Below are 25,715 nucleotides of genomic sequence, written 5' to 3' on the forward strand. Positions count from 1 at the left end.
CTTACAAATCTTGTAATCTTCTGTTGAAAAAAAAACTTCTGCATGGAAATGCTCTGTGAATGGACTCGATATAGTAATAAATGCTCTGGTACAACTAAAAGAGGGCCATAATCAATAAGACGACTGAGCAATTCAAAATCTTCTGCTGGCTCAAAAGATGAATCATAGCCACCAGATTTAATTAAAACCTCTTTTTTGACTAGCCAGGTTGGATGAGGAAGACTGACAAGATGACCGTTATCTATATTTTCATGAAAATCTGCTTCTGTTTTTGCCCCAACTGATACACCATTGCTAACAATATCACCTTGAGAATTAATATGACGAATATATGTTCCCCAAACCACTACATTAGGATTTTTATTTGCTGCTTCGATTTGTTTTTGTAGTCGTTCTGGTAATGAAATATCATCTGCATCCATCCGAGCAATCCATTGGTACTTAGCCTCTTTAATACCCCATTTTATGGCTTGAGTGTATCCGGCATTCTTTGGCTGATTTAAGACTTTTATCCTAGTGTCTTTTGCCGCGTAGGCATTGATAATGTCTAAAGTATTATCTGTAGAAGCATCGTTAATAATTATAAATTCAAAGTCTCGATACGTTTGATTCAAAATACTTTCAATAGCAGCATCAATAAACTCTGATGCATTGTAAGCAGGCATTACTACACTAATCATGTTTGCTTTACTATTATCTTTAATTAGGTTTGATATTGCAAATAAAATTTAGTAAAAAAGATGCATTTTGGTTACACAATCATATTATCTTCATTCAAGATGTAAAAATTCTTTAACTGCAGACCATCGAGCTTCAAAAGTATGGTATGATGACATCATATTTAGAGCATTTGTACTTAAACGTTTTAACTCATCTGGTTTTTTGTAAATATTAACCAAAGCTTCTGCCATTAAATCTGGACGATAGCGAGGTACTATAAAACCATTGAATCCACTTTGGATAATTTCACGAGGACCAAGAATATCAAATGCAATCGGAATGCAACCTGTAGCCATTGCTTCAAGTGGAGTTAATGGTCCGCTCTCTCCCCAGAGAGCATCTTTTCCAATATTCATAGTTAAAAATACTTCACATGATTGCATCGTTTGCAATATACTTTGCTCATCACCTTTTAATAGCTGAAACTCTATATTAAGATGATTTTCTTGCGTTATATTCTTTATACATTGAATATATTCTTGAGTATGACTTCCTTCATCCATATACCCTACATGATAAGGTTTACGTTTAGACTCTATTGGTAACCAAAAATGATGATCCAAAAGATTAGGTAAAAGGATGCAAGGATGTTGAAAGTTATTTATGTGCCACGCTTGGATAGTACGAGTGATACCCGCTGAATTACGAATTTTTTGACGATAAAGATTTGCAAGCAATCTGAATTGTCTTTTATCAGAAGTTGCAACTTCCATATCCCAGAAATATAGGTGTGGACATTCTTTTATAAAAGCTTTAGCAGCAGCCCAAGAAGTAACACAACGAACATTAGAAAGTGTACGCAGCTTATGAGAAAATTCTGCTAGTGAAATATGAGATTGATGTTCAATCAGCCAAGGTTCATATTTGCCATCATAGGTTACTATATATGCTTCATAACCTTTTGTTCTTAATAACTTAACCAAATAGTTAAATTCTTTAATACCACCATTATATTTCCAACCTCCAGTAATTTTTTGACTTTCACAAGCAGAGATAAATATTACTGGTTTATTATCTGTATTTGATTCTATTTTAGGTAGTATATACTTAGTTTTACATTTATTATCACTATGGGTTACTGTAAAATTATTTTTATCATCATAAATACCTATTATTTCCATTAGTTTAACAAAATCTGTTTGCAAATCTTTAAATAAAGAAGGTAAAAATCTATTAATAGCCAGTTTTATCCTAACGAAAGCATTCCAAGTTCGCCAAAAAGGATTTTCCCTTATATTTAATAATTTATTAATAATCATACATTTAGAAATAATTGATTCATATCATTAAATTTATGTGCTATTGATTAATCAGTTCAGTATTTGCAATACTAGATATGATGATTTTAGATATATTACTGAAAGAATGTAATTTTCTAACAGTTTCTTGATATTTTTGACTGTAGTTTTTCTGGTATATAAGTTGCTCCATAATTATATGTTTCATTTTATCTAGATTTGATTCATGTAAATTTTTTGGTAAATTATATTTTTCAAAGTAATTTACCGAAGTTGAGTATTGAGGAGCATAAGTTAAAATAAATTTACTTGCAGTTAGATAATCTAACATCTTCGATGGGAAAGAACTTGAAACCATCACTCTATACTTTTCATCAAAAGAATAAGGTGCAAAAGCTAATAAGCTAGAGGCTATTTCACGAGATAAATCTTTTGCTGTCGTACAAGGTTGACATTCAATAAAATCAAAGTTTCCGATATTCTTTTTTACTGATTTAATATCGCATGATGTTAATCTTAACTTAAGAGAATTACTACCTTGTTTATTAATACTATCTATTACATTGGCAATATCCCTCAAGCCATCTAGATAAAAATGGCTTAAGCTTCCTACAAAAATAATTTGTTGCTTAGATAACTCTGATGAATTTTGAAAGGATATATCTGTTATTTCGTAAGGAAGTGGCAAGACAATTGAATCTAATTGATAAAGTTCCCATATCCTTTGACGAAGTCCTTCTGATATTACAAAAATCCTATCAACTTTCTGTAACCAAAACGATATATTTTCTTGAGCAATCTTGAAATTTTCTTTATGACCTGCTAAGATGGCACCTGATAAAAAATCATCAACGAGATAAACTGCTAAAGGTAAACCACTTGCTTGTGATATTTGATAAGCACGCCCTAAAGAATTTGGATTGACACCACAAGGCGAAAATAGCCAATTTGATTGGGTTTTTTTTAATTCTCTAACTATTTTCGGTAATCTATTTTTAAGGGTTAAATTTTCATAAAATAAATTAGGCAAAATACGTTTTGATACTTTACTCAGAGTGGCAGGAAGTGTTTTTATGTCACACTTATTTTGAAATTCTTTAGGAACATCTCTAATACTATAATTTTGATATTGTGTCACTATAATAGTATTTATATATTCAGATAAAGCACGACATAAACGGGTATTGACTCGGCTCATTCCATGCGCCCTAACATCCTCATTTACAGGTGTTTCATCAGCAATTAAAGCTAATTTAATATTTTTCTTCATGTTCAAGATTAATCAGATTTTTTCACAATAATTAATATTTCCAATTTTATAAATTTTATTATTTCCACAAAATGGGCAATTATTGTGTTTAAAATAATTATTAACTTTAATAGGTTTCATTACTTCATTTTACCTAGGAGCTTATTTTATATATTTTTAATGGAGCGAAAATATTATTAAGGAATCATATACTTTATTTTCAACAATTTAAATTTAATCATACTAGCTAAATTTTTGGGTTTGAGTTTTTTATCAAAAAGTAAATCATCATATGTAAAATTAGGTATAACTAAATCCGGATGCTGAATATTATTCATATCTAAATTATGGCTTGGCAATAAATGAAATGAGCTAGCTTTAATAGCATGAGTTCCATTGACCCCTATATTCGTCACTAAATTTAATTTTGGGACTATACATAATCCATTGTTAAAGAGGCAAGTATAGAACCATTGATAATCCCAGGTATCTACTTTTGTATAGTTACGAATTTGGTCAAAACAAGATGTCAACCAAAAAACTACATAATCTTGTGAAAATAAAGAAGATAGAAACTTCTGAGCTTTTAACTTTTCCCAATGCTTTATATCAACATCGTATGTTTTCCAAGCTCTACGCCAAGTAGCCCATCCCCAAGTTGCAGTATAACGAGAAAATGTATAAGTCTCAGAAATATCGAATTGATCTAACAAAAAATTATTTCCCGATATCATCATAATACGTTCATCATGACGATATTTTTCTAATAGTTTTTCACAGTACTTAAAAAAACTAGGATGAGGGACACAATCATCTTCTAAAATAATTGCTTCTTCTACTTGTGAGAATACCCAATCTAGACCACTTGATATTCTCTTTCGACAACCTAAGTTATTTTCAGAGAAGTTAGTTATTACTTCACAGTGCCAGTCAACACGATTAATAATTGCACGGGTTTGTGAACATTTTTCAGCTTCACCTTCTTTTTCATGACGCGAACCATCTGCAATTACGAAAAGCTTAGAAGGTTGAGCTTGACGAATGACTTCAAATACTTTTTCGGTAGTATCTGGACGATTAAATATGATGAAGACGACAGGAGTATTCATGTTTAGAAATTTATCTAATATTTTTATTGATTTTTATTACTATCCAACAAAATACCAGGATTCATTAGTGAATTGAATTTCCTATATTCAATTATCATTGTTGAAGCGATATTTACCAGTTCATGAATATTCATTGTTAGTGGTAGATATCGATAGCGAAAAGATGCAATTCTAGGATTGATTTCTTGATAAAGAATATCCTGAGCTATATTTGCCCATTTTTCTTTTGGCATCAAATTAATTGTCATTCCAGCTTGTGCAGAAGGAATCAGCATATTAGAACCATGTACACCAATAACTAATCGACTTTCTGAATAGGATTTACATAGTAATTTCTCTGTTTTTAGGTCAAATTTATCTGTTCTTAAGTCTTCAATCCAGTCAGGGAACAAAGTCTTTTTACCTAAACCGATTACAGTAAATTTAGCATTTGGAAATCGTGAAGAGAGTCTTTTGAAAAATCTTATTACCTTCCTGTTCTGATATGGAAGAAGAATTTTGTTTAGATTAAGTTTTTTCATTAGTCTGGGAGGTAAAAAATTAAGCCAAATTCTATCTTCACGCCAAATAAAACTTATTCTGTAATCTTCACTTTGAAAATCATGTTTTCTTATACCTGTATAGTTACTAATATCAAATTGGCTTGGATGAGAATAGGCTTCACTAATATGTACTTTACTAAAACGCTGTAATTCGTTGCTTATAAATTTATTAAATTGTGGGAAATAGCACTGACCTTTGTTCAAAGGAATATCAACAGTCCATATTTCACAAACACCTTTAGGAACCATCCATTTAAGAAATTTCTGAGTTATGACTATTAAACCATAATCGCATTCATCTTGTAGATGTTTTTGACTATTTAAGAGTTTGAGGAGACAGTGCCCATATAAGTAATCTATGCAATTTAGAATAATTACTTGTTTTTTTTCTTTTAAAACTTCTTTCTGTATCTTTATATCTTCAAATTCTGGATTATCCAGAGACTTTAAAAGCTGATTTCCTAACCATCCTTGTTGTGACTTATCACCAAACACTAATTTTTGTTTTATATCGATTTGATAAGACCATATATTTGCATGACCAACCTTCATATCTTCAATAATTTCGGCGTGACAATTTGGACAATTTGACTCAACACAAATATGCATTCCATGCCATAAAAGTTTATTTTTATTAAGCAAAGTATTACAATGTGGACAGCTTGATTGATGAGAAATATATGGCTTAATTTCAATCATTTGATTTTCTCTAGTATATTTTTTGAAATTGCAACATAATTAGCATACTGATAATTTTCCATCCAAGGTACATAATCACGAATATTTAAATTACCATTACGCATGATTTTAGCTACAACAAATTTTGAGTTGATAAATAAGTTAAATAAGTCTCTTAAACTTGTTTTACTATCTAAATTTGCACCACCATATTCAAATTGGATAAAATCAATAAAATCACCTGATAAATATTTTCCTAAGCCTTCTAAAGATTTAATTTCATGACCTTCTACATCAATTTTTAATAAAGAAATGTGCCTAATTCTTTCACTTGAAATATAATCCTCTAATCTGATTGTATTTACAGTTTCGGATTCATTAAATTTAATTTCTGAATAATCTAAGTTTCTCTGATAGAAAGAAGCTAAAGTACTACCTTGTTTTTCATAATAAATTGTAAAACTTCCATCCTGATCAGATGTTGCTAACTGATTTAAATATAAATTATCAGATTTAGGTAGATTAGTATGTAAATTATTAAACGTAAAACTAACTGGTTCAAAGGCATGAATATCAGTTTTAATATTATGTCTACGACTTTGAATTAAAAGTTCTTTAGTATAATCACCTTTATTTGCTCCTATATCAAACAAAACTATCGATTTATCTTGATTTTGTGATAAGTATTCAAAGATATTATTAATACACTTATTTTCACCATTTTTATCAAACTGATACTCATTATTGTTCTCTAAATATGCAAATAATCTTAAACACAAAGAACGACATTTTGATAAGAAAAAATTTGTCTGAGTTAACATTCTAATAATCTTCATATAATTGAAATTTACTTTATTTAAGTGATTTACCTTTATTAATTACTGTGAGATAACTTCTTGGTAACTCCCTGATTGAACTATATTTCCTTTATCCAACATATAAACTTGATCGCATTTTGCAATTGTAGAAAGACGATGTGCAATAACTATTAAAGTCTTCTTACCTGACAGAGAGTTAATTGCATTGCTTACAAGTTTTTCTGTTTCGTTATCTAATGCAGAAGTTGCTTCATCAAGTATCAAAATTTCTCTTTCATGGTAAAGAGTTCGAGCAATTCCAATCCGCTGGCGTTGCCCACCAGATAAACGTATTCCTCTTTCACCAACTACAGTTTTAATTCCTAATGGCAACTCCTCAATGAATTCCTGTAATTGAGCAGCTTTGATTGCGTTATGCAATTTTTCTGAATCAATCAGATCATCTGGTACACCAAATGCAATGTTTCTCTCTATGGTTTCATCCATCAAGAAAATAGACTGAGGAATATAACCTACTAAATTTTGCCAAGCACGAACATTCTTATATATGGAAGTATTATCAACCAAAATATCTCCATCTCCTGGATATAAAAGACCTAAAAGTATATCTACAATTGTTGTCTTACCTGCTCCAGATTTCCCAATAAGAGCAATAAACTCACCTTTATTAATTTTCAATGAAATATTATTTAGTGAATTTACAGAACTACCAGGATATTTATAATTAACATTTTTAAATTCAATTTGACTCTCAAAATTTATAACCTGATTTGTTAGTTCATTTAAATTAGTATTTTCTTTAGTTAAATTATTAGGGAAGTTTTTTACTCCAATCTTATTATCTTTTTCTTTTTCTAATTCTTTAAAATCAAGATATATACTATCAACAGAATAACTACTATTATGTAGTTGACCTATGACTTGCATAGATTGGCTTGCGGCTGGTATAAGACGTATAGAGGTAACTGCGAATACAGCCATAACAGAAATAATATCCTGAATATTTTGGTTAAAAAATATTTGAGATATGGATACGAATAGAAGTATTAATACTATTAATAAAGTCTCTATAATAATACGTGGTAGAGCAGAAAAGCTGCCATTTCTAGTCGCAGCATAGGCAAATTTTTGAGTTTGCTGCATCATTTTATGTTGAAAATAATTTTCACAACCAATGATACGAGTTTCCTTGAAACCTCCTAAACTATGATTAGTAACCCGAATCATTTCTTGATTTGATTCAGATGATTGCTTCCCCCATTTTTTAAACTTATTTTTAAGCCTATAAAATAGTAAAAATGTTGGTAGCATAATCAGCAAGATTGTCACCAGAAGAAATAAATCTGTTTTTGCGAGTAGTATTAATAGAATTGAAATCACAATTATATTAGCAGTCGCATGAAGTAGCGGTTGCATACAAAAGTGATTTATCCTCATAGTTTCATAGGTTATATTCTTAATTATACCTGCTGTATTTTTGCGTAAGAAAAATGTATAAGGTACAGCTAAATAAGTATTAAGTAATCTTGAGGAAAGTTGGGCCTGAAAATTATAACTGAATCTTAAAATATAAAACTTAGCGAGAAATGATAATAATAATTTTACACAAAATAATGTGGCTATGAATAAACCTAATATTGGAACTATTTGACTACTATTATTTAAATTTGATTGATTAAAAATAGAGCTGATAAAATAATTTTTGTATATAAGATCTGGTTCTGAAGCTAAGTTTAAGAATGGTTGTATGAGTCCGATACCTAGAGCCTCTAACATTGATGATGCAATAAATACTACTATCATCAAAGGAAGCTTTTTCCGAGTACCTTGAAGAATGTACCAAAGTTTTAAGAAGTATCCCATATTTTATAATTTAGGTTACCTTGATAATAGTTAAACTACGTAATTGAATTTACTTCTACTCAAATATCTGCAAAGAGACAATAAAAAATCCAATCACTCCTGCTCCATTGCCAGAGTTGTAATACTGTAGATCCAAGATTGGTGAATGCTACTTCACTACTTCACACGACTTGGAAGGTTAACATTCTCAAACACGACTGAAACAAGGTAGTTTCGTTTAAATTACATCTTTTTTCCACCTCTAAAATCTTTGCACAGCAAAGATTTTAGAGAAACCTTCCAAGTTGTGTAATTCACTACTTCATTATTATTCAAGCTTCCATCCCAAATAACGCTCGCGAATATTAAATGGAGTTCCAAAACAACGAGATAACAACAACTGTTTAGAAGCTAAAAAAATAAATGGTGGAATCGTTGTAGTATAACGCTTCCATAACCGACAAGGTTCTTGTACCCAGCGATAGAGCCATTCCAGACCCAAATCTCGAACTAAACCCGGTGCCCGTTTCTGAAGTCCTGCATATACTGGGAAAGCACCCCCCAAACCAATCATCACACTCTGAATTTTACCGCGATGTTGTGCTATCCACTTCTCTTGTTTTGGACAACCTAATGATACAAATACTACTCCTGCACCGCTATCATTTATTTTCTTTACCAGTGCAGCATCTTCTTCTATAGTCAGTGGACGAAATGGAAGTGGTTCCATCGCTGCAATTTTGAGATTGGGATATTCCTCTTTTAGCCTAGTGTGCATCCGCGAGAGAATCTCAGTTTGCGAACCGAGAAAGAAAAGACTGACGTTTGTAGTTTGAGCAAGTTCACATACACCTGCTAAGATATCTAATCCCGCAACTCGCTCTTGTTCACGAAAAGCCAGAATTCGAATCATCCAAACAAGAGGCATTCCATCGGGAGTCACTAAGTCTGCTCGCTTTAAAACATCTCCAAAATCAGAATGCCAATAAGCTTCCATCAACATGTGAACATTAGCTACATATACAGTACGACTTTCTCTTCTCCTAGCCCACTTTAATATCGTTTCTATCTGCTTTTGAAAAGGTAAAGCAGTAATAGGAAAATCAGTTACTTTCGTAGCTCGTAGAACATTGGTTCTAGTCACAAAAATCTCCTTATGTATAAGGTTAAATAGAGTTTCAGCCCAGTCTTTTCTCGGAAATACTAAGGCAAATTAAAAACATTTAATTTGCGCTTTATTAAAGACTGCAATGGTTCGATATTAACGAACAAAAACTAGCAGTCAGTAAAATAGAGTATACAAGTTCAATAAACGCGAACTAATGTATTTACGATGACTTGGACTCTATTTAGAGTCTGTTCTATTATTTACACATGGTGATGCAAGAATGTTACAGCGAACTCTCGCAATTACTTTCCCTGATAAGCAAGTATTACAGATTTTAGTGTATATTTACGAACTACTTACGTGTCACAAAAAAAGAAAACTTCATAGAAAATTCATACTCTCTTCATATTTTTCTTTATAACCATATTCCGCATGAGTAAATATACTCAAAAAATACTTTCCGCAGGTTATGTGATCAAAGTCTGTATTTTTTTCAAATGACTCAAACCCCCTGCTGACAATGATTTCAATCTTATATATTCTATAGATGATAATCAAAATTTTTAGTGTCAATAATCTCAATTTTGATCCTTGCCAGGATTGCGATCGCATAGTTGAGAATACGGCCTTAATGCCTGAAATCCTTGTTATAGATAGTTTATGGGAAATATAAAAATTTTCCAACTAACCTGTGGAATGTGAGTTCATATTCTGTTTATAATTAATTTGGGTGTGGATCTTTTAACGAAGACGAGGTATAAGGTTTAATTACTGAGACAGGAATATAGCATTTTTCAGTTGGGTGCAATACAGTAACCAAAATGTTTAAGCCAATCAGAAATATCGCTTAAACTGACAGTTAACAGCAGTCTAAAAACTGCATAAGTAGCCAAATTAATTTATTTTATCAGTGTTATGCTGAAGTCAGACATATATCTGCAACCATTCTCACCACATCAAGCTGCTCATTTCAATCAAGTAACTAATGATGAGGAAGAAGGAGGTTTAAACTTAGGTCAAGTTGGGGCAACACTCCGTCGTCGCACTCTATTAATTGCTGGTGTTACTGGTTTTGTGGCAACAGCAGCAGTATTAAAGGCGGAAACCGACCCTCCAGCATATCAAGGTAGTTTTGAGATACTGACTAAACCTGTCACGGGAGAAAGTAAAGCCATAGCCAATGTACCGCAAACTCTGGGCTCTCAAGATGTGGCTGCACCAGAAAGTGACAAAGCAACTGAAACTACAATCCAAGTCTTGCAAAGTCCTGGGATACTCAATCCTGTAATCAAAAAAATACAGGCAAAATATGAGACAAAGTATCCAGAGATGGAATTTACTTATAAATCCATCGCTAAGAATCTCGCGATCGCATCCAAAAAACAGAATATTCTCGAAGTAGAATACATCAGTCCCAGCGAAGACATTACCCGTGACTTCCTGCGTTTACTGGCTCGTGCTTACCTCAACTACAGTTTGGCAGAACGACGTAGTGATATCGAGCAGGCAATCAGATTTGTGGAAATACAAAAACGACCAATAGAACAAAGTGTAAAAAATTGGCAACAAAAACTACAAAGACTAAGACAACAAAATAATTTAATCGATCCAGCAATCAAAGCGAAGGAAGTTTCTGAACAAATCAATTTTTTTACCCAACAACATATTGAGAACCGAGTCCAGTTGGAACAAATGGCATCTAAATACCAAGATTTGCAAACAGAGTTTGTTCAACAACCTGGTATTGCTGCTAGTTATTCGATCCTCAGTGACAATGCACGTTACCAAAAAATCCTAGACCAAATTCAATTAGTTGATGCGGATATTGCCAAAAGAGGTTCCACCTTCACCACAGAAGAAGAAGGAATGAAACGATTGATTGAGCAAAAAAACACAATAATTAGGATGTTAAATGCGGAAAGAGCACGGGTAAACCGAGATTTTCAAAGTCGAATTCGGGAACTACGAACCCGTGATGTTTCCCTAGAAAATAAAATTAATAATCTCAATCGCTACCTGCGGTCTCTAGCAGCAGTCAGTCGGAACTATGATAATATTCAGCAGGAATTAAAAATTGCGACTGAATCTCTGACTCAGTTTACCACCAAGCATCAAGCATTAAAGATTGAGTATGCTCAAAGACAGCAACCTTGGAAGTCTTTAGACCCAGAGTTCACCAAAGTTAACAAACCAGAAGCTGTATCTGATAGTACGGAGCGCAACCTAGCTTTAGGTGGATTATTGGGTTTACTGCTAGGTACTAGTGCGGCTTTGATACTAGATAAATTAAGTAATGTTTTTTATACTTCCAAAGACCTTAAAGAAGTGACAGGATTACCATTACTTGGCGTTGTACCATTGCAGAAAGAATTGGCTGCAACTAAGCAGGAGAATTTGGTAGCAGGAGCAACTCAAGCAGCTCACGTTTCTTTCTTTGAGGTTTTTCGTTCTCTATACACTAATATACTCCTGTTAGGTTCCGACTCACCAATCCGTTCTTTGGTAATTAGTTCGGCAGATCAGGGAGAGGGAAAATCGACTGTCGCGGTTCAACTTGCTCAAGCGGCTGCGGCTATGGGACAGCAAGTGTTATTAGTTGATGCAGACTTGCGCTTCCCTACATTACATAAACTTGTAGGTTCGATGAACATTCAAGGTTTAACCGATGTCATTTCCCACGACTTAGACTGGCAAAATGTGATCGAAAGGTCACAACAAGAAGAAAATCTCTACATTATCTCCGCAGGACAAGTTCCACCCGACCCAATTCGTTTGCTAGCATCACAAAAAATGCAGGATTTGATCAATGAGTTACAGATTAGCTTTGATTTAGTTATCTATGATACACCAAATCTCTTAAGTGTCGCTGATGCTAATTTACTTGCAGCTCACGTTAACGGGATGATATTAGTCACAGAATTAGGCAAACTCAAGCGGACAGTATTTCAGCAAGCCCTTGAAGAATTACAAATTGCTGGTACGCCAATGTTAGGAATAGTAGCAAATAAATCGAAGGAAAACATATATGGTAACTCCAATTATCATCGACAATATTACAAACAAAAAATGAGTGTTGAAAAAGTGGTAGTGGATCAAAGAAGTGTGGGATAGCTAACTAGTTCTTGCCAAGACTAGGGTGCATTTACTAAATCGGCTCTTTTTACCAGAAGTATCTTCCTTTCTACTTATGAACCCAAGTCCAGTTTGTTGCACAACCCAATCAAGCCTGGGCATTCTTACACCGGATATACTCAGCTAGATTTTTTGTAACCTTCTGAAACAATTGATCATAGAATTTTAAAACCAATGAGCCTCCTAAACGCATCAGGAAGATTGGCTCTAAGCAGACAGTATAGATGAATTTACAGCGATTGTCCCCAAGATTCTCCAAGCGATAGTCTTCGGCAAAAGCCTTGAACAGAGGTAGACTCGCTTCCGTAAAATAAAAAGCAAAGCGTTTGTTCTGTTGCCACACAAAGAAATACTCATTAACTGTCAAAAATGATCCCTTAACAATTCGTGTCGTCCCCACTCCATATGGTTTAGGACTAGTCCACTCCACCTTGACGATTAGTTTAATCCACTCGGGCCAAGCTTCAGCATCCTCGAAGATTGTGAAAACATCGGTTGCGGATGCATCTAGTTCAACCTCATTCACGAAGCGTACAGGAGCACGTTCAAGAAAATCCATGTCTACTGGTCTATATTTGAATTTCATCACTTAATCTCCTAATATCCTTTCCCAGGTAATAACTCCAATGGGTAAAAGTAAGGAACCCTTTCTATTCGACTTTCCCAATGCCCATTAGGATAAAGCTTGAAGTGACGAAATCCTGGTTGTTGATTATCTAATGCAAAATCTGTGCTGTTGGGCTGAAACTGAATACAAGTTGAAGGTGTGCCCAAATAGTGAACATTATGGCGTTGATATTGAAACTCTTGATGAATATGACCACATATGACTAATTTTACCTGGGGGTAGCCATCTATAATTGCAAAAAAATCCTCTGCATTTTGTAGGCTGCTACTATCAAGCCAGCGAGAATTGACTAAAAAAGGTGGATGATGTACAGCTATGAGTGTTGGTTTCTCATCTATGATTACTAACTGAGAATCCAGCCAATCCAAGGTTTCTACTGATAAATAACCATATACTTGTTCTGGAACAGAGGAGTTGAGTAAGATAAAATTCCAGCCACCACGTTCAAAAGACTTGCGCCGGGAAAACAGCCTTAAATTTAATGCCTCCTCCATAGCGATCGCACAATCATGGTTTCCTGGCAAGCTATAAGTAGGTATTTGCAAAGGATGTAATAAATTTTGCAAATTTTCATAGGATTCAAGACTAGCATCTCCAGATATATCTCCTGTTAGTAACAACAGATCGAGTTCAGAACCTAATTTTTTTAACTGTTCTATAACTGCACAAAAAGAATCTTTGGTAGGCATTCCCACCAGTTCTTGGTTGTCATCGGCAAACAAATGTATATCTGTTATCTGTGCAATTGATACAGGAGAGGTGTCACTCATTTTTACTAATTACTGTTTAGATATTGAAAATATTCTTAGCTGAATCACATTAGCCGAAAAAAGTCAGGGGGTAGATTACAGATATCATAGGGAGTCTCATTTGTCCTATTGTATGTCGTTGACCATAGCCGCCGAAAAAACAAGTACTTGTAAGTAATAAATGGATTATGCAAATTATATAGTAATTTTAAATACAAATTAAACAAACCAGACTTAGACAACAATCTAGAAATCCTCTAGGATTTTAATCCCAGGTTGTTGATTGAGGCAGGATTGAGAATATTCCTGGAAGAAGTATGTTGAACAATTGATACTGAATGAAATGAGTAGCCACATTTGAAATGCAACCACTCATCCTCTAAGTATGTTCAGTAAAGAGCAAAATTAAGCAGGTACAAACTGGAGGGATACACCATTCATACAATAACGTTGACCAGTGGGTGCAGGACCATCGCCAAATACATGACCAAGATGTCCACCACAACGGCTACAATGAACTTCTACCCTCGTCATAAATAATGACTTGTCTACTGATGTTTCAATTGCACCATCAATGGGTTGGAAAAAACTAGGCCAGCCTGTACCACTATTAAACTTGGTTTCTGATGTAAATAGTGGTTGATTGCATCCAGTGCATAAGTATGTACCATCATCATAGATTTTATCCAGAGGGCTACTACCCGCGCGTTCTGTACCATGTTTGCGGAGAACGCGAAATTGTTCCGGTGTCAGAATGGAACGCCACTCTTCCTCTGTTTTGTTTATTTCAAATTTTGTATTTGAAGTTGCCATAGTTTCCGTTTTCCTAGTTAAATAATCTGACAGCCATACAGTGCCTAGTACTAAAGCACCAGCTTCTAAAATTTTCCTTCTTTTCATCCTCATATTATTGAATAACTAAATTGGCGATGTATTATTAGTCATGGGCAAGGATTTGAGTTACTTTTACATTTATTAATATAGTATTTTCCTTGGCTCTAAAGCAGGATTGAATGTGTCCTAAGGCAAAAACATAGTGCGATATTTATGACGAAACCAAGCCTCCCTAACATCCAAATATTGTCTAATTATCTTAACAATTGACTTATTCTTTCAGATATTTGATTGCCGAACAAATCTCAAACCAGTTGATTTGACAGGGTTTTTTTCTTTTGTTAAGGTTCGTGCCATGTGCTTTTTGATCGCAATCTCCAAATTTCCACCATCAGTCAAGTAAGTATATACTGAGAAATATAAATGTCACAAGATAAAGGTATAGCCGTAGAATTCCGCGATGTTACCTTAAGTAAAAATAATCGTTCTCTAGTATCAAACCTAAATTTTACTATTCGCCAAGGAGAGGCACTGGTATTATTGGGACGAAGTGGTAGTGGTAAAACCACCACCATGAAATTAATCAATCATCTCTTTTCCCCAACGCGAGGAGAAATATTATTTGAGGGTAAACCCACAACCGAATGGGATGAAATTCGGCTACGGCGCAAAATTGGTTATGTAATTCAAGAAATTGGTTTATTTCCCCATTTTACTGTGGAAAAAAATGTGGGTTTGGTTCCCTCTTTGGAAGGTTGGAAGCCAAAGCAAATCAAAACACGAGTTCATGAACTATTAAATATAGTTAGTTTACCTCCAGAGCAATTTGCAGGGCGTTATGCTCACGAATTATCTGGCGGACAAAGACAAAGAGTCGGCGTGGCTAGGGCACTAGCAGCAGATCCCCCAGTATTATTGATGGACGAACCTTTTGGTGCTCTTGATCCCATTACTCGCCTAGAACTACAAAAGGAATTTAAACGCTTACAACAAGAGTTGGGTAAAACTGTTGTATTCGTAACTCATGATATCCAAGAAGCTTTTGTCTTGGCATCTCGCATTGGACTGATGTATGGCGGAGAAATGGTATTCCTGGGTACTCCTGAGGAATTTCTCCGATCATCTCACCCAGAAGCGACAGCATTTATGGAATGTATTAAATCAGTAGTATGAACGATTTTTTTCTAATTAAATATGGCCCAGAAATCCTGGAAAGAACCGGGGAACACCTATTTTTGGTGGTAATTGCGATTGCAGTCGCAGTCGCAATTGGGATTCCTTTAGGAGTTGTTATTACCCGTAACCCCAATCTGCGTCAACCAGTGTTGGGTTTTGCCAATGTCATGCAAACTATACCCAGTCTGGCTATGTTTGGATTGCTAATCCCCATACCTCTGATTGGTGGGATTGGTGCAATTCCAGCAATTGTCGCTCTAACTTTATATTCTTTATTACCTATTATTCGTAATACTTATACGGGAATTACTGGTGTTAATCCATCTGTTCGAGAAGCTGGCAAAGGTATGGGAATGACAGATATGGAGTTATTATTCCAGGTGGAAATTCCCTTGGCTATGGGAGTAATTCTGGCTGGGGTGCGGGTAGCTGCCGTAATTGCCATTGGAATTGCGACTATCGCCGCCGCCATTGGTGCTGGTGGTTTAGGGGTATTTATCTTCCGAGGTATTTCCTCAGTTAACAACCAGTTAATTCTAGCAGGGGCAGTTCCCTCAGCTATCATTGCCCTAATTACTGATTTTGGCATTGGTAGTCTAGAGCGTTATTTAATTAAGGGCAAAGTCGCAACATCAAAACATTAAGTCAATGAAAAAAATTCTTGCCTTTTTCCTGATTTGTTTGGCTTTAATGATTGGTATTACTAGTTGTAATAATAAATCTATTACTAATAGTGGTGGTGATATTATTGTGGCATCAAAAAATTTTACTGAACAAAGTATTTTAGGGGAATTATTAGCACAGCAAATAGAAGCAAAGACGAATTTAAAAGTAGAAAGAAAACCTCAATTGGGTGGTATTTTTGTCTGCCATCAGGCTCTTATTGCTGGTAAAATTGATGCCTATATTGAGTACACTGGCACGGCATACAACGCTATTCTCAAACAAGAAGTAATTGCCGATGCCAAAGAAATTTACCAACGAGTGAAAAAAATCTATTCTCAAGATTTTAAGTTAAAAGTAATGGAGCCATTGGGTTTTGAAAATACCTATGCGCTGATTGTACGTGGTGAAGATGCCAAGCGCTACAATCTCCAAAAAATATCTGATTTGGCAGAATATGCATCCCAATGGCGCGGCGGTTTTGGTTATGAATTTATGGAACGGGAAGATGGTTTTCCTGGCTTTTCTAAGACCTATGGCATAAAATTCAATAAATCACCCAGAATCATGGACTCAGGCTTACTATATAGAGCATTAACTCAACAGCAAGTTAAGGTAATAGTTGCTAATTCCACTGATGGACAAATTGCTCGTTTGGGTTTATTAATACTTGACGATGATAAGCAATATTTTCCACCCTATGAAGCTACCCCTGTTTTCCGCCAAGATACTTTAAAGAAATATCCACAGTTGCAGAAGGCTATATCTCCAATGTTAGGGAAAATTTCCGCAGGCGAGATGCAGAAACTTAACTATTTAGTAGAGGGTGAGTTACGAAAAGTTAAGGATGTGGTGAGTGAATTTAGAACAGCTAAAGGTTTCTAGTTACAATTATTCTTAATTCAAGTCTGTCTGTATGCAGGAATTACAGTAATTTTGCAACTGGGTGCAAGACTATTTAGGGCTTGCTGAATAACTGAAAAATATTGATTTATCAATGCTTTGAGGCTATTTTATTGGAGACTAAGTGCAAGTAAATTAGGATTTTAGGTTTAAAATCCTTGCATCTGTTATTTTTTCTGACAAAAAGAATAGAAATAAAGAGGCACCGAACTACTCCCCACTCCCTACTCCCTACCCTCACCAAAAGACTTTTTCAGCAAGCCCTATTTAAACACTAAACCAAAAAAATACCCAGACCGCAAACTGTGCGATGGTGTTGGTAATGTGGAATGAACTGTCACAATCCAAAATCTTAAAATCTAAGAATCCAAAATGGTATAATTGCCGGGGCTAATATTGTCATCCACCAAATCATAAATAAAGTATGGGTATGCCTTAAACTACATAGTAATGCTTGTATTCCCAGCTTCTAGAATAAAACATACCCATGACAGAATTACAGCTGCGCCTAAAAGATGGAAATACTTTCAAAACGGTGACAGTAAATCAAGAGATTTTCACTATCGGACGTTTACCCGAATGTGACTTGTCTCTACCTTTTGCTGGTGTTTCTCGCTGTCATGCTCGTTTGATGAAGATGTCTGAGGATGTATGGAAAATTGAGGATTTGGGTAGTAAAAATGGTACACAGGTAAATGATTACTTAATTAACTCTCCTCAAGAGTTACATCATGGGGACATCTTGTGGTTGGGAAATGCCAAGTTGGTAGTACAGTTACAAATAAATGATCAAGTCTGGGAAGCGAAGCAAGAAGACAGTGATGGGCAAAAAACCATCCTGCGTAATGTTCACCACCTGCAACAACAATGGATAGAAGTTGATTCCCAAAGTGAGGATATCAGTAATAGAGATATAATTATTGCTCGCCTTAAAGATTTGGTGGATATAGCTAAAAATCTCTCTGGCGCAACATCCATAGAAGAAATTTTTTCTCAGGTAGAAAAGGTTGTCTTCCGTTATCTCCAAGGTATTGAAAGATTAGCACTATTAATTGATATCAGTGGTGATGGAAATCTCAAATTAGTCAATTCCGCCGCTAGGACTATTTCCCAACAACAATATTTGGTAGATGATAGCGATTGGATTAGTCGCAGTATTTGCCAAAGGGTATTTGCCGAAAAAGTTGCAATTCAAACTGCTGACGCTCAAAAGGACGAACGTTTTGCTGAAGAAAAAAGTATTTTACTTAAAGGTATCCGCAGTGCAATGGCTGTACCACTGTGGGATGAGAAGAAGGTGGTAGGAGTACTTTATGCTGATGCTCGTCTGTCTGCTTATCATTGGATTAGTGAAGGCAAAGAAGAACTGAGTTTTTTTTCCACATTAGCCAATCTTGTAGCTTCTAGTGTTCAACGTTGGATGTTAGCAGAAAAGTTGAAGACAGAGGAATTGATTCGTCGTCGATTAGAAAGGTATCATTCCCCAGCAGTAGTACAACAGTTGATTGCTGTGGGGAAGTTACCAAATGGAAGTTTACCTCCCCAAGAGAAAGAAATTAGTATTTTGTTTGCTGATATTGTTGGTTTTACAGCCATGTCAGAAAGGTTTACGCCCAATCAAATCGCCGAATTACTGAATAATTTATTTGAGGAAATGCTGCAAGAAGTGTTCTCTTATGGTGGCACTTTAGATAAGTATATTGGTGATTGTATTATGGCCTTTTTTGGCGCTCCCGAGGTGCAACCAGATCATGCTGATAGAGCTGTGACTGCGGCTAAGGAAATGCTATCTCGTCTAGAAATGCTAAATACTAATGGTTTTTGGCAGGAACCTATACAATTACGAATTGCCATTAATAGTGGTAAGGCTGTGGTGGGAGATGTGGGTAGTTCTCAAAGGTTAGACTATACTGCATTAGGGGCAACGATTAATTTAGCGTCGCGTATGGAAGGTATTTGCCCTCCTAGTGAATGCGTAATTGGTGAAGATACTTACAATTTACTTTCCCACCGTGATGACTTTCAAAAGATGGGTGATTATCGTTTTAAGGGTATTAATCGGTCGGTTTGTGTTTATCAAACTCATTTATGCAGTTAAATTTTATCTATCTTCAGAACCAAAGTTTCTATAAAAAAGCGATCGCCATCATGACAAAATAGCGATCGCTTGCGCTGACTTCGAGGTTCGCTCTTTAGGTAACTCCCTTTGGGAGCATCCCTCTGTGTTTACTCATCTGATTTAATGGGTTTAGCGATATTGCCAACCTGTAATTTACCTCCAGAAATAATTTTCCCCACACTTGATGAAGAGTCAACTTCAGTCAGTTCAACTGTGGCGATTTTTTTGGTCATTTTACGTAATTCTTTACCTGTAACAGGGTCTTTCACTATTTTTATAACCTGTTCAATTGACAGTTTCATCCCCTGATAATAACCATCTGCACTACCTTTATTAATAATTATGGTGTTACCAGAAACATCAGCTACTAATGCTTTAGTACTTGGCAAAGTTTTGAGGGAAGTGCTTCCTTTATTAACTCCTGTATTAATTTGTTCTGCTACTTGATTAATTGCATCGGATGTTGCCAATGTGAGGAGTTGAGAATCTTTATTGGAATTATTATTAACATAAACTCTATCAACTCTTAAATTGCCACCACTCTGCTTTGAAGTTCCATTACCTTCAGCAGATAAGACAATTTCACCTGTAGTCGTATTAACTACACGTACATTTAATTTAACATTAGCGGTTTTCTTTTTACTGTTTACACCAACACGTCCGAATACTGGAAGCTTTATACCACCTACTCCACCTCTATTTCTTTCGAGATTTGCACTGGTAATAGAACCAAATACTACTAGCTCTGCACCTAAAAGACGACCAATTTGAGCCGCAGTACTTTGGTCAACTCGACCCGATTTTCCCAAGTTTTGTTCTTTCAGAATTGCTTCTATTTTTGTTCTTTCAATAACTCTAAAATTACCACTTTTAACTAATTTATCGACTAAAATACTACTTACACCTCTACCATTTCCCCAATAATATCTGCGCCAATAGTTATAGTAAGATACGGTACTATAATCAAACTCAAAAATAGCTATTCGAGGTTTTGATTTTGTAGATGATTTAACTTTGGCAAGAGACTTATTTATCTCAATTGTATGAGTCAGCTTTAACTCTTGAGCTTTGACATCATTCAATCCAATAAATAACAAGTTAATTAATAAAGATGATGTAAAAACTGGTAAACACAAATAAATCAGACGATAAATATTTTTATGTAATTTATCAGAACTATGCATAACATTTATTCCTCTAATGACTAGTCTTAGAGAACTTAAGCATACGTGTATTTACAGATATATTTACAAAAACTTAAGCATCTAATAGCATCATACGTAAACATAACTGGATGTCATGTAAATTTTATGTATATTTTTTTGATTTTTGTGTAATGCTTTAATGAACTTGAATTTGCAAGTGAATTGGTATAACAGTGGACATATTGGTTAGGACAATATTGTTCTAACCAAAAACTACCAACTACCAACTAAAAAATATCCACAGTATTTAGGGCAAAGCATCAATTGATACCAATTTGAGAAATGATTGCGACAGATGGAAAGTTGAAAGGCTTATTTAGTAATTCTTTCACAATCCAAAATCCAAAATCTAAAATGGTATAAGATGACTTTGCACAGTCAAATATTGTGGATTTTAACCTACAACGGGATGAATTTTCTGATATTGGTTTAAATTTTCGTGCGATCGGTTAAAATTTCATAACCAGTATCTGTGACTAATATAGTATGCTCAAATTGAGCCGATAGGGAATTATCAACTGTAACAGCCGTCCATCGATCTGATAAAGTCCGGGTGAATCTTGAACCCTCATTTAAAATCGGTTCAATTGCTAAAGTCATCCCTGCACGCAATTTGACATTGGGCATTTCTTTGGTACGGAAGTTAAATACAGAAGGTTCTTCGTGTAAATTACGACCTACTCCATGTCCAGTGAAGTCTTCCACAACACTAAATCCATTCTCTTTGACATGGTCTTCAATGGCTCCAGCTATATCAATCAGGTAATTACCAGCTTTAACTTGCTCAATACCTTTGTAAAGGCTTTCTTCAGCAACACGAATTAGTTTTGCAGCTTCTGGTGTCACTTCACCTACGGCAATGGTAATACAGGAGTCCCCATGAAAGCCTTGATAAAAAGCACCTGTATCTACCTTTAATACATCCCCTGTACGGATAACTTTTTTCGCATTGGGGATTCCATGTACTACTTCATTGTTAATGCTGGAACAGATGGAACCAGGAAAGCCATGATAGCCTTTAAAGCTAGGAGTCGCATCCATTTCTCTGATCCGTTTTTCCGCATAAGCATCCAAGTCAGCAGTGGTCATTCCTGGTTGTACCATCTCAGAAATTTCCTTGAGGACTGTGGCAACAATTTTGGCAGATTGTCGCATAATCTCAATTTCACGCTGGGATTTAATTTCAATTCCTCGGCGTTGTCTTTTGGGGCGATTTTCTTGAGTTGGCTGGGAAAGTAGGTTGCTAAAGATGTTCATGGGAAGTAAGGTAAGTTGTTTTGCCTGAAAGCTTAGATGTGGATAATTGGTCTTTAATTGAGAATCAATTTTTATATATATTTAAGTTAACTTATTTTGGCGAATGGGGAGGGTAAATAACAGTGTGTGCTACCTTAACCTAGTTTACGAGCAATAAATGCTGTGTGAGCCTTGGGGAGGTTAAACTGACCGTAATTATGCATTGTTTGTACCACTGTCCCATGTTATTAGTGATCGCTTATTTTTATTTTCCACTGACCACGGCAATCTTACCAATCATACCTGCTTGTGTATGTCCAGCAATAGAGCAACGTAATTGATAATTACCTGGTTTCATGGGAACAAATACCCAATCAGCCTGGGCTTTAGGCTTTAATTCCAATTCATGAATTGCTCCTTTGACTTCCACATTGCCAGCTTCAACTTTTTGTGTCCAGATGGCATCTGCAAAATCCTTGGCGGTGAAATAATGTTTTTGGGGACTGGGATTGGTGAGTTGCAGTTTATAGCGTTTTCCGCTGGTGAATTCCAGGTTGTTGGGGAAAAATTTGAGTTCATCAGCACTATTACTTAAACTAACTGTTATATTTATAGGTGTTTGTTTGAGTAAATTTCCTGACCCACTGTCTGCAAAAGTGGGAACATTGCCAATCGTAAATAAACACAATACTAGTGTTATAACAATTGCCATAGGCAAGGAAAATTTATAAATATTTACCAAACATTTGATCATCACAATACTCCCCTATTTTTTCCTACTCTCCGAGAAGCGTCTACCCCCTGTAAACTCCCTTCACAAGGGTAGGTTCAGTTTTCCCTCTTTCCCTCCTTCACTCATTCCCTCCTAATTTCTGATCTGCAAGGGTTGCAGGGCCTGCGGTAACTACAATAATTTTGTCTGGGTGCATTAATTCGCGAGCAGCTTGATTGACTTGCTTGAGATTAACGGCTTGAATTTTTTTCGTGAAGTTTTGCAGTTCCTTTGGCTGAAAACCATACACTTGATTCATGAGGATTTTTTCTGTTAATTCCTCTGGGTTAGCTAAGGAAACATTATAGTTGCTGACTAAAGTACTTTTAGCTGCTTGTACTTCCTTAGAAGTAACACCCCGATGATGAATTTCATCTATAAGTTTACGGGTCTTAGCGATCGCCTTTCTCGCATTTTCTGGTGCGGTTTGCATTTCGATGGCAAATGTACCAAAATTTTTACCTGCTTGCATGGAACTATAAATACCATAGGTTAAACCTTGACGATCACGAATTTCTGCGCCTAACCGACTGGATACAGTATCGCCACCCAAAATTTGATTTAATACTAAGGCTGCGTAATATCTACTATCTTTGCGTTTAATCCCTGTACCACCCATGTAAGTAGTGGCTTGGGCTTTACCATGCACTACAGGATTTAACTGCACTAGGTGTTCTGGGATATTTACTGCTGGATATTTGATTTTTGGAGCTGGTGTTTTAATTTGCCAATCATCAAATTCTGATGCTATCAAATCTCGCACTTGTTGAGGTTGAAAGTCACCTGTCATAACTATCGTAGTGGATTCTGGACGGTAATGTTTAGCATTAAAGGCAATTACATCCTGACGGCTAATGTTATTTAAACTTGCATGACTGGGAAAGTTATGTAGAGGATGATGTTTGGGATACACTGATTGCACAAAGGTTCTAATTGCAACTTTCGCTGGATCATCTGAATTTTGTGCTATTCTACCCAATGCTTTCTGCCGACTAATTTCCAATTCTTTGCTGGGGAAACTAGGGTTTTTGATTACATCAGCTAATGTTTTTATTAATATAGGTATATCCTGAGCTAAACTACTACCCTGAATTTCCACTCCCTCACGATATGTCTGGAAATTTAAGTTAGCCCCCTTAGCCGCTAAAGTATTGGCGATCGCCGAACTATCTTTATCCTGGGTTCCATTCATCAAGTTTGTAGCGGCTAAAGCAGCCAAGCCTCCCTTATCTTCTGGATCAAATTCTTGACCGGCTTTGATATAGCCACTTAATGTGATTGTGGGGGTACTATTGTCAGGTAATAACAATATCTGCAAGCCATTGGATAGGCTAAATCGTTGGGGTAGGGGTTGTTGATGGGATGATAGGCTAGAATCGACTGCCGGTAAATACTTAGACAACTCTGTATAATCGACCTTCTTATTAGACTTATCAGACTTTATGGATAAATTTTCTTGAGGTGTGTAATTTGGTGGAGTTGCAATCTTTGCCTGTTTATAGGTTGATGTGGGTTTAAAGAAACCGACAGTTCTCATTTTTGGAGTCAGATATTTTTGTGTTACCCGTTGCACATCTTCTACGGATATCCTATTGATACTAGTTAAGTATTTATCTGTATAGCGATAATCACCAGTAGTTTCGTCAGTACCTAATTGAATACCCTGACTAGTGATATCACGGTTACCTAAAATCAGAGAGGCTGTTAATTTGACTCGGGCACGTTCTACTTCTACTTTGGTAACTGGTTGTCTTGCTAATGTAGTGATCGTATTTCTAAGTACGGTATCTACCTTGTCTAAATTCTGGCTAGGAGATGTTTTTACTAAAATTTCATACCAGCCACCTGCTAATAATTTTGATACATTAGTTGTAATTTCAGTCGCCAATCCAGATTCAACCAATGCTTTGTCTAAGCGAGAATTTTGTCCTTCACTCAAGATATAATTCATCACATCCAAAGCGGGAATATCTGGATGATTTACATCTGGTATGGGATATACCGCTTGTATCAAAGCTATGGAACCGGGCTCTTGTAAAACAATGGGAGAAGATGAGGCACGATAACTGTCTAAAGTTGTGGGAATATTTGTCTTCACCATTGATTGATGAGGTTGAGGGATTCTACCAAAAGTTTTTTGTACCATTTTCATGGTTTTTTTTTGGTTAAAATCACCCACAATGACTAAAACGGCATTATCTGGACGATAGAAATTGTGATAATACTTCTTAACTTGCTCTAGATTAAATTTTTCCACATCTGCTTTAGTTCCACCTAGAGGTAAACCATAAACATGATTGGGAAATGCCTTCTGGATTATAGTCCTACTGAGGCGGTAATCAGCACTATTTTCATAATCCTGTAATTCGGAAATTACTACCCGCTTCTCTATTTCTAGAGTTGATGCATCAATCTGTAAATTCTGCATCCTATCCGCTTCTAACTCTAGCAGTGCTGGGAGTTTATTCTTTTCCACTGTTGCATAGTATGCCGTATGGTCATAGCCTGTAAAAGCATTCCATTCACCACCTAATGCAGTAAACAATCGCCCAAATTGAATCGGACGCTTTTTGCTACCGCGAAACATGACATGTTCCAATTGGTGAGCAATACCATTAGCTCCTGCTTCTTCATCCCTGGAACCCAGCTTATACCATACTTGCGCCGTAACGACTGGACTCCTATTTACCTGTTTTGTGAGGACAGTTAATCCATTATCTAAAACTGTTTTTTGGACACCTTGAGTTAAGGATCGCGAATAATTTGCCGTTGATACTTCGACACTGTTACCATTGGCAAATGTGGTCAGTGGTATAGCCCCTGGGTCTGCCATTTGACTACCGTGCCATAATAAAACAGATATTAGGCAGATACTAAAAAGTAGGGTCGGAACACGGTATCGATTTAGCAGAGAAGATACAGACATGTAACTAACAATGACATATATATATTCTGTAAATTTAATGAGTATTTTCTTGATTTTGCTTGTTATAT

At 35.5% G+C, this 25,715-nt stretch carries 20 protein-coding genes; 5 read left to right on the plus strand and 15 right to left on the minus strand.

Annotated elements, in window-relative coordinates; translation table 11 throughout:
- From CALSC_RS07295 to CALSC_RS07330, 8 genes are all read right to left on the minus strand, one after another.
- Positions 1–680, minus strand: a 680-nt coding sequence (locus CALSC_RS07295; RefSeq protein WP_088240717.1) for a glycosyltransferase family 2 protein, incomplete at its 3' end; no start/stop codon positions are given.
- 90 nt (positions 681–770) lie between these two features.
- The gene (locus tag CALSC_RS07300) at positions 771–1,979 is read right to left on the minus strand and encodes a glycosyltransferase (protein WP_088240718.1); all 1,209 of its coding nucleotides are present in this window, start codon (positions 1,977–1,979) and stop codon (positions 771–773) included.
- A gap of 40 nt (positions 1,980–2,019) precedes the next feature.
- Positions 2,020–3,228 (minus strand): glycosyltransferase family protein, encoded by a 1,209-nt coding sequence (locus CALSC_RS07305; RefSeq protein WP_088240719.1) that lies wholly within the window; start codon positions 3,226–3,228, stop codon positions 2,020–2,022.
- 176 nt (positions 3,229–3,404) lie between these two features.
- Positions 3,405–4,316 (minus strand): glycosyltransferase family protein, encoded by a 912-nt coding sequence (locus CALSC_RS07310; RefSeq protein ID WP_088240720.1) that lies wholly within the window; start codon positions 4,314–4,316, stop codon positions 3,405–3,407.
- Between the two features lie 23 nt (positions 4,317–4,339).
- Complete coding sequence (locus tag CALSC_RS07315; protein ID WP_088240721.1) at positions 4,340–5,557, minus strand: hypothetical protein; 1,218 nt, start codon at positions 5,555–5,557, stop codon at positions 4,340–4,342.
- A complete protein-coding gene (locus CALSC_RS07320; RefSeq protein ID WP_159460580.1) occupies positions 5,554–6,357 on the minus strand; it encodes an FkbM family methyltransferase in 804 nt (267 codons plus the stop codon). Before CALSC_RS07320 ends, CALSC_RS07315 begins: the two co-directional genes overlap by 4 nt.
- Positions 6,358–6,414: 57 nt before the next feature.
- Positions 6,415–8,217, minus strand: coding sequence for an ABC transporter ATP-binding protein (locus CALSC_RS07325; RefSeq protein WP_088240723.1), 1,803 nt, complete (start codon positions 8,215–8,217; stop codon positions 6,415–6,417).
- A gap of 307 nt (positions 8,218–8,524) precedes the next feature.
- Complete coding sequence (locus CALSC_RS07330) at positions 8,525–9,340, minus strand: WecB/TagA/CpsF family glycosyltransferase (protein WP_088240724.1); 816 nt, start codon at positions 9,338–9,340, stop codon at positions 8,525–8,527.
- Between the two features lie 879 nt (positions 9,341–10,219).
- Here CALSC_RS07330 and CALSC_RS07340 point away from each other — a divergent pair.
- The gene (locus CALSC_RS07340; protein WP_088240726.1) at positions 10,220–12,415 is read left to right on the plus strand and encodes a polysaccharide biosynthesis tyrosine autokinase; all 2,196 of its coding nucleotides are present in this window, start codon (positions 10,220–10,222) and stop codon (positions 12,413–12,415) included.
- Between the two features lie 109 nt (positions 12,416–12,524).
- Here CALSC_RS07340 and CALSC_RS07345 read toward each other — a convergent pair whose 3' ends face one another.
- From CALSC_RS07345 to msrB, 3 genes are all read right to left on the minus strand, one after another.
- On the minus strand, positions 12,525–13,022 hold the full coding sequence (locus CALSC_RS07345) for an SRPBCC family protein (protein ID WP_088240727.1): 498 nt from the start codon (positions 13,020–13,022) through the stop codon (positions 12,525–12,527).
- A gap of 11 nt (positions 13,023–13,033) precedes the next feature.
- Complete coding sequence (gene cpdA, locus CALSC_RS07350; RefSeq protein ID WP_088240728.1) at positions 13,034–13,834, minus strand: 3',5'-cyclic-AMP phosphodiesterase; 801 nt, start codon at positions 13,832–13,834, stop codon at positions 13,034–13,036.
- 384 nt (positions 13,835–14,218) lie between these two features.
- Positions 14,219–14,713 carry a peptide-methionine (R)-S-oxide reductase MsrB gene (msrB, locus tag CALSC_RS07355; protein ID WP_088240729.1) on the minus strand — a complete coding sequence of 165 codons (495 nt, stop codon included), beginning with the start codon at positions 14,711–14,713 and terminating at the stop codon, positions 14,219–14,221.
- Positions 14,714–15,070: 357 nt separating this feature from the next.
- Here msrB and CALSC_RS07360 point away from each other — a divergent pair, with 357 nt between their 5' ends.
- The 4 genes from CALSC_RS07360 to CALSC_RS07375 all read left to right on the plus strand — a co-directional run bounded on the left by CALSC_RS07360 (position 15,071) and on the right by CALSC_RS07375 (position 19,487).
- A complete protein-coding gene (locus CALSC_RS07360) occupies positions 15,071–15,820 on the plus strand; it encodes an ATP-binding cassette domain-containing protein (RefSeq protein WP_088240730.1) in 750 nt (249 codons plus the stop codon).
- Positions 15,817–16,467 (plus strand): ABC transporter permease, encoded by a 651-nt coding sequence (locus tag CALSC_RS07365; protein ID WP_088240731.1) that lies wholly within the window; start codon positions 15,817–15,819, stop codon positions 16,465–16,467. The genes CALSC_RS07360 and CALSC_RS07365 overlap by 4 nt, the downstream gene beginning before the upstream one ends.
- Before the next feature lie 4 nt (positions 16,468–16,471).
- Positions 16,472–17,371 carry a glycine betaine ABC transporter substrate-binding protein gene (locus CALSC_RS07370; RefSeq protein WP_088240732.1) on the plus strand — a complete coding sequence of 300 codons (900 nt, stop codon included), beginning with the start codon at positions 16,472–16,474 and terminating at the stop codon, positions 17,369–17,371.
- Positions 17,372–17,876: 505 nt separating this feature from the next.
- Positions 17,877–19,487: an adenylate/guanylate cyclase domain-containing protein gene (locus CALSC_RS07375; RefSeq protein ID WP_088240733.1), complete on the plus strand. Its 1,611-nt coding sequence runs from the start codon at positions 17,877–17,879 to the stop codon at positions 19,485–19,487.
- Between the two features lie 128 nt (positions 19,488–19,615).
- On the opposite strand, the gene CALSC_RS07380 is transcribed toward CALSC_RS07375, so the two are convergent.
- The 4 genes from CALSC_RS07380 to CALSC_RS07395 form a co-directional block, all read right to left on the minus strand.
- Positions 19,616–20,692 (minus strand): CsgG/HfaB family protein, encoded by a 1,077-nt coding sequence (locus tag CALSC_RS07380; protein ID WP_088240734.1) that lies wholly within the window; start codon positions 20,690–20,692, stop codon positions 19,616–19,618.
- A 450-nt stretch (positions 20,693–21,142) separates the two neighbouring features.
- A complete protein-coding gene (map, locus tag CALSC_RS07385; RefSeq protein WP_088240735.1) occupies positions 21,143–21,970 on the minus strand; it encodes a type I methionyl aminopeptidase in 828 nt (275 codons plus the stop codon).
- A gap of 244 nt (positions 21,971–22,214) precedes the next feature.
- Positions 22,215–22,661: a cupredoxin domain-containing protein gene (locus CALSC_RS07390; protein ID WP_088240748.1), complete on the minus strand. Its 447-nt coding sequence runs from the start codon at positions 22,659–22,661 to the stop codon at positions 22,215–22,217.
- 139 nt (positions 22,662–22,800) lie between these two features.
- On the minus strand, positions 22,801–25,647 hold the full coding sequence (locus tag CALSC_RS07395; RefSeq protein WP_088240736.1) for a M16 family metallopeptidase: 2,847 nt from the start codon (positions 25,645–25,647) through the stop codon (positions 22,801–22,803).
- Positions 25,648–25,715 lie beyond the last annotated feature (68 nt).

This window comes from Calothrix rhizosoleniae SC01, assembly GCF_900185595.1.
GTDB classification, from domain to species: Bacteria; Cyanobacteriota; Cyanobacteriia; order Cyanobacteriales; family Nostocaceae; genus Calothrix_A; species Calothrix_A rhizosoleniae.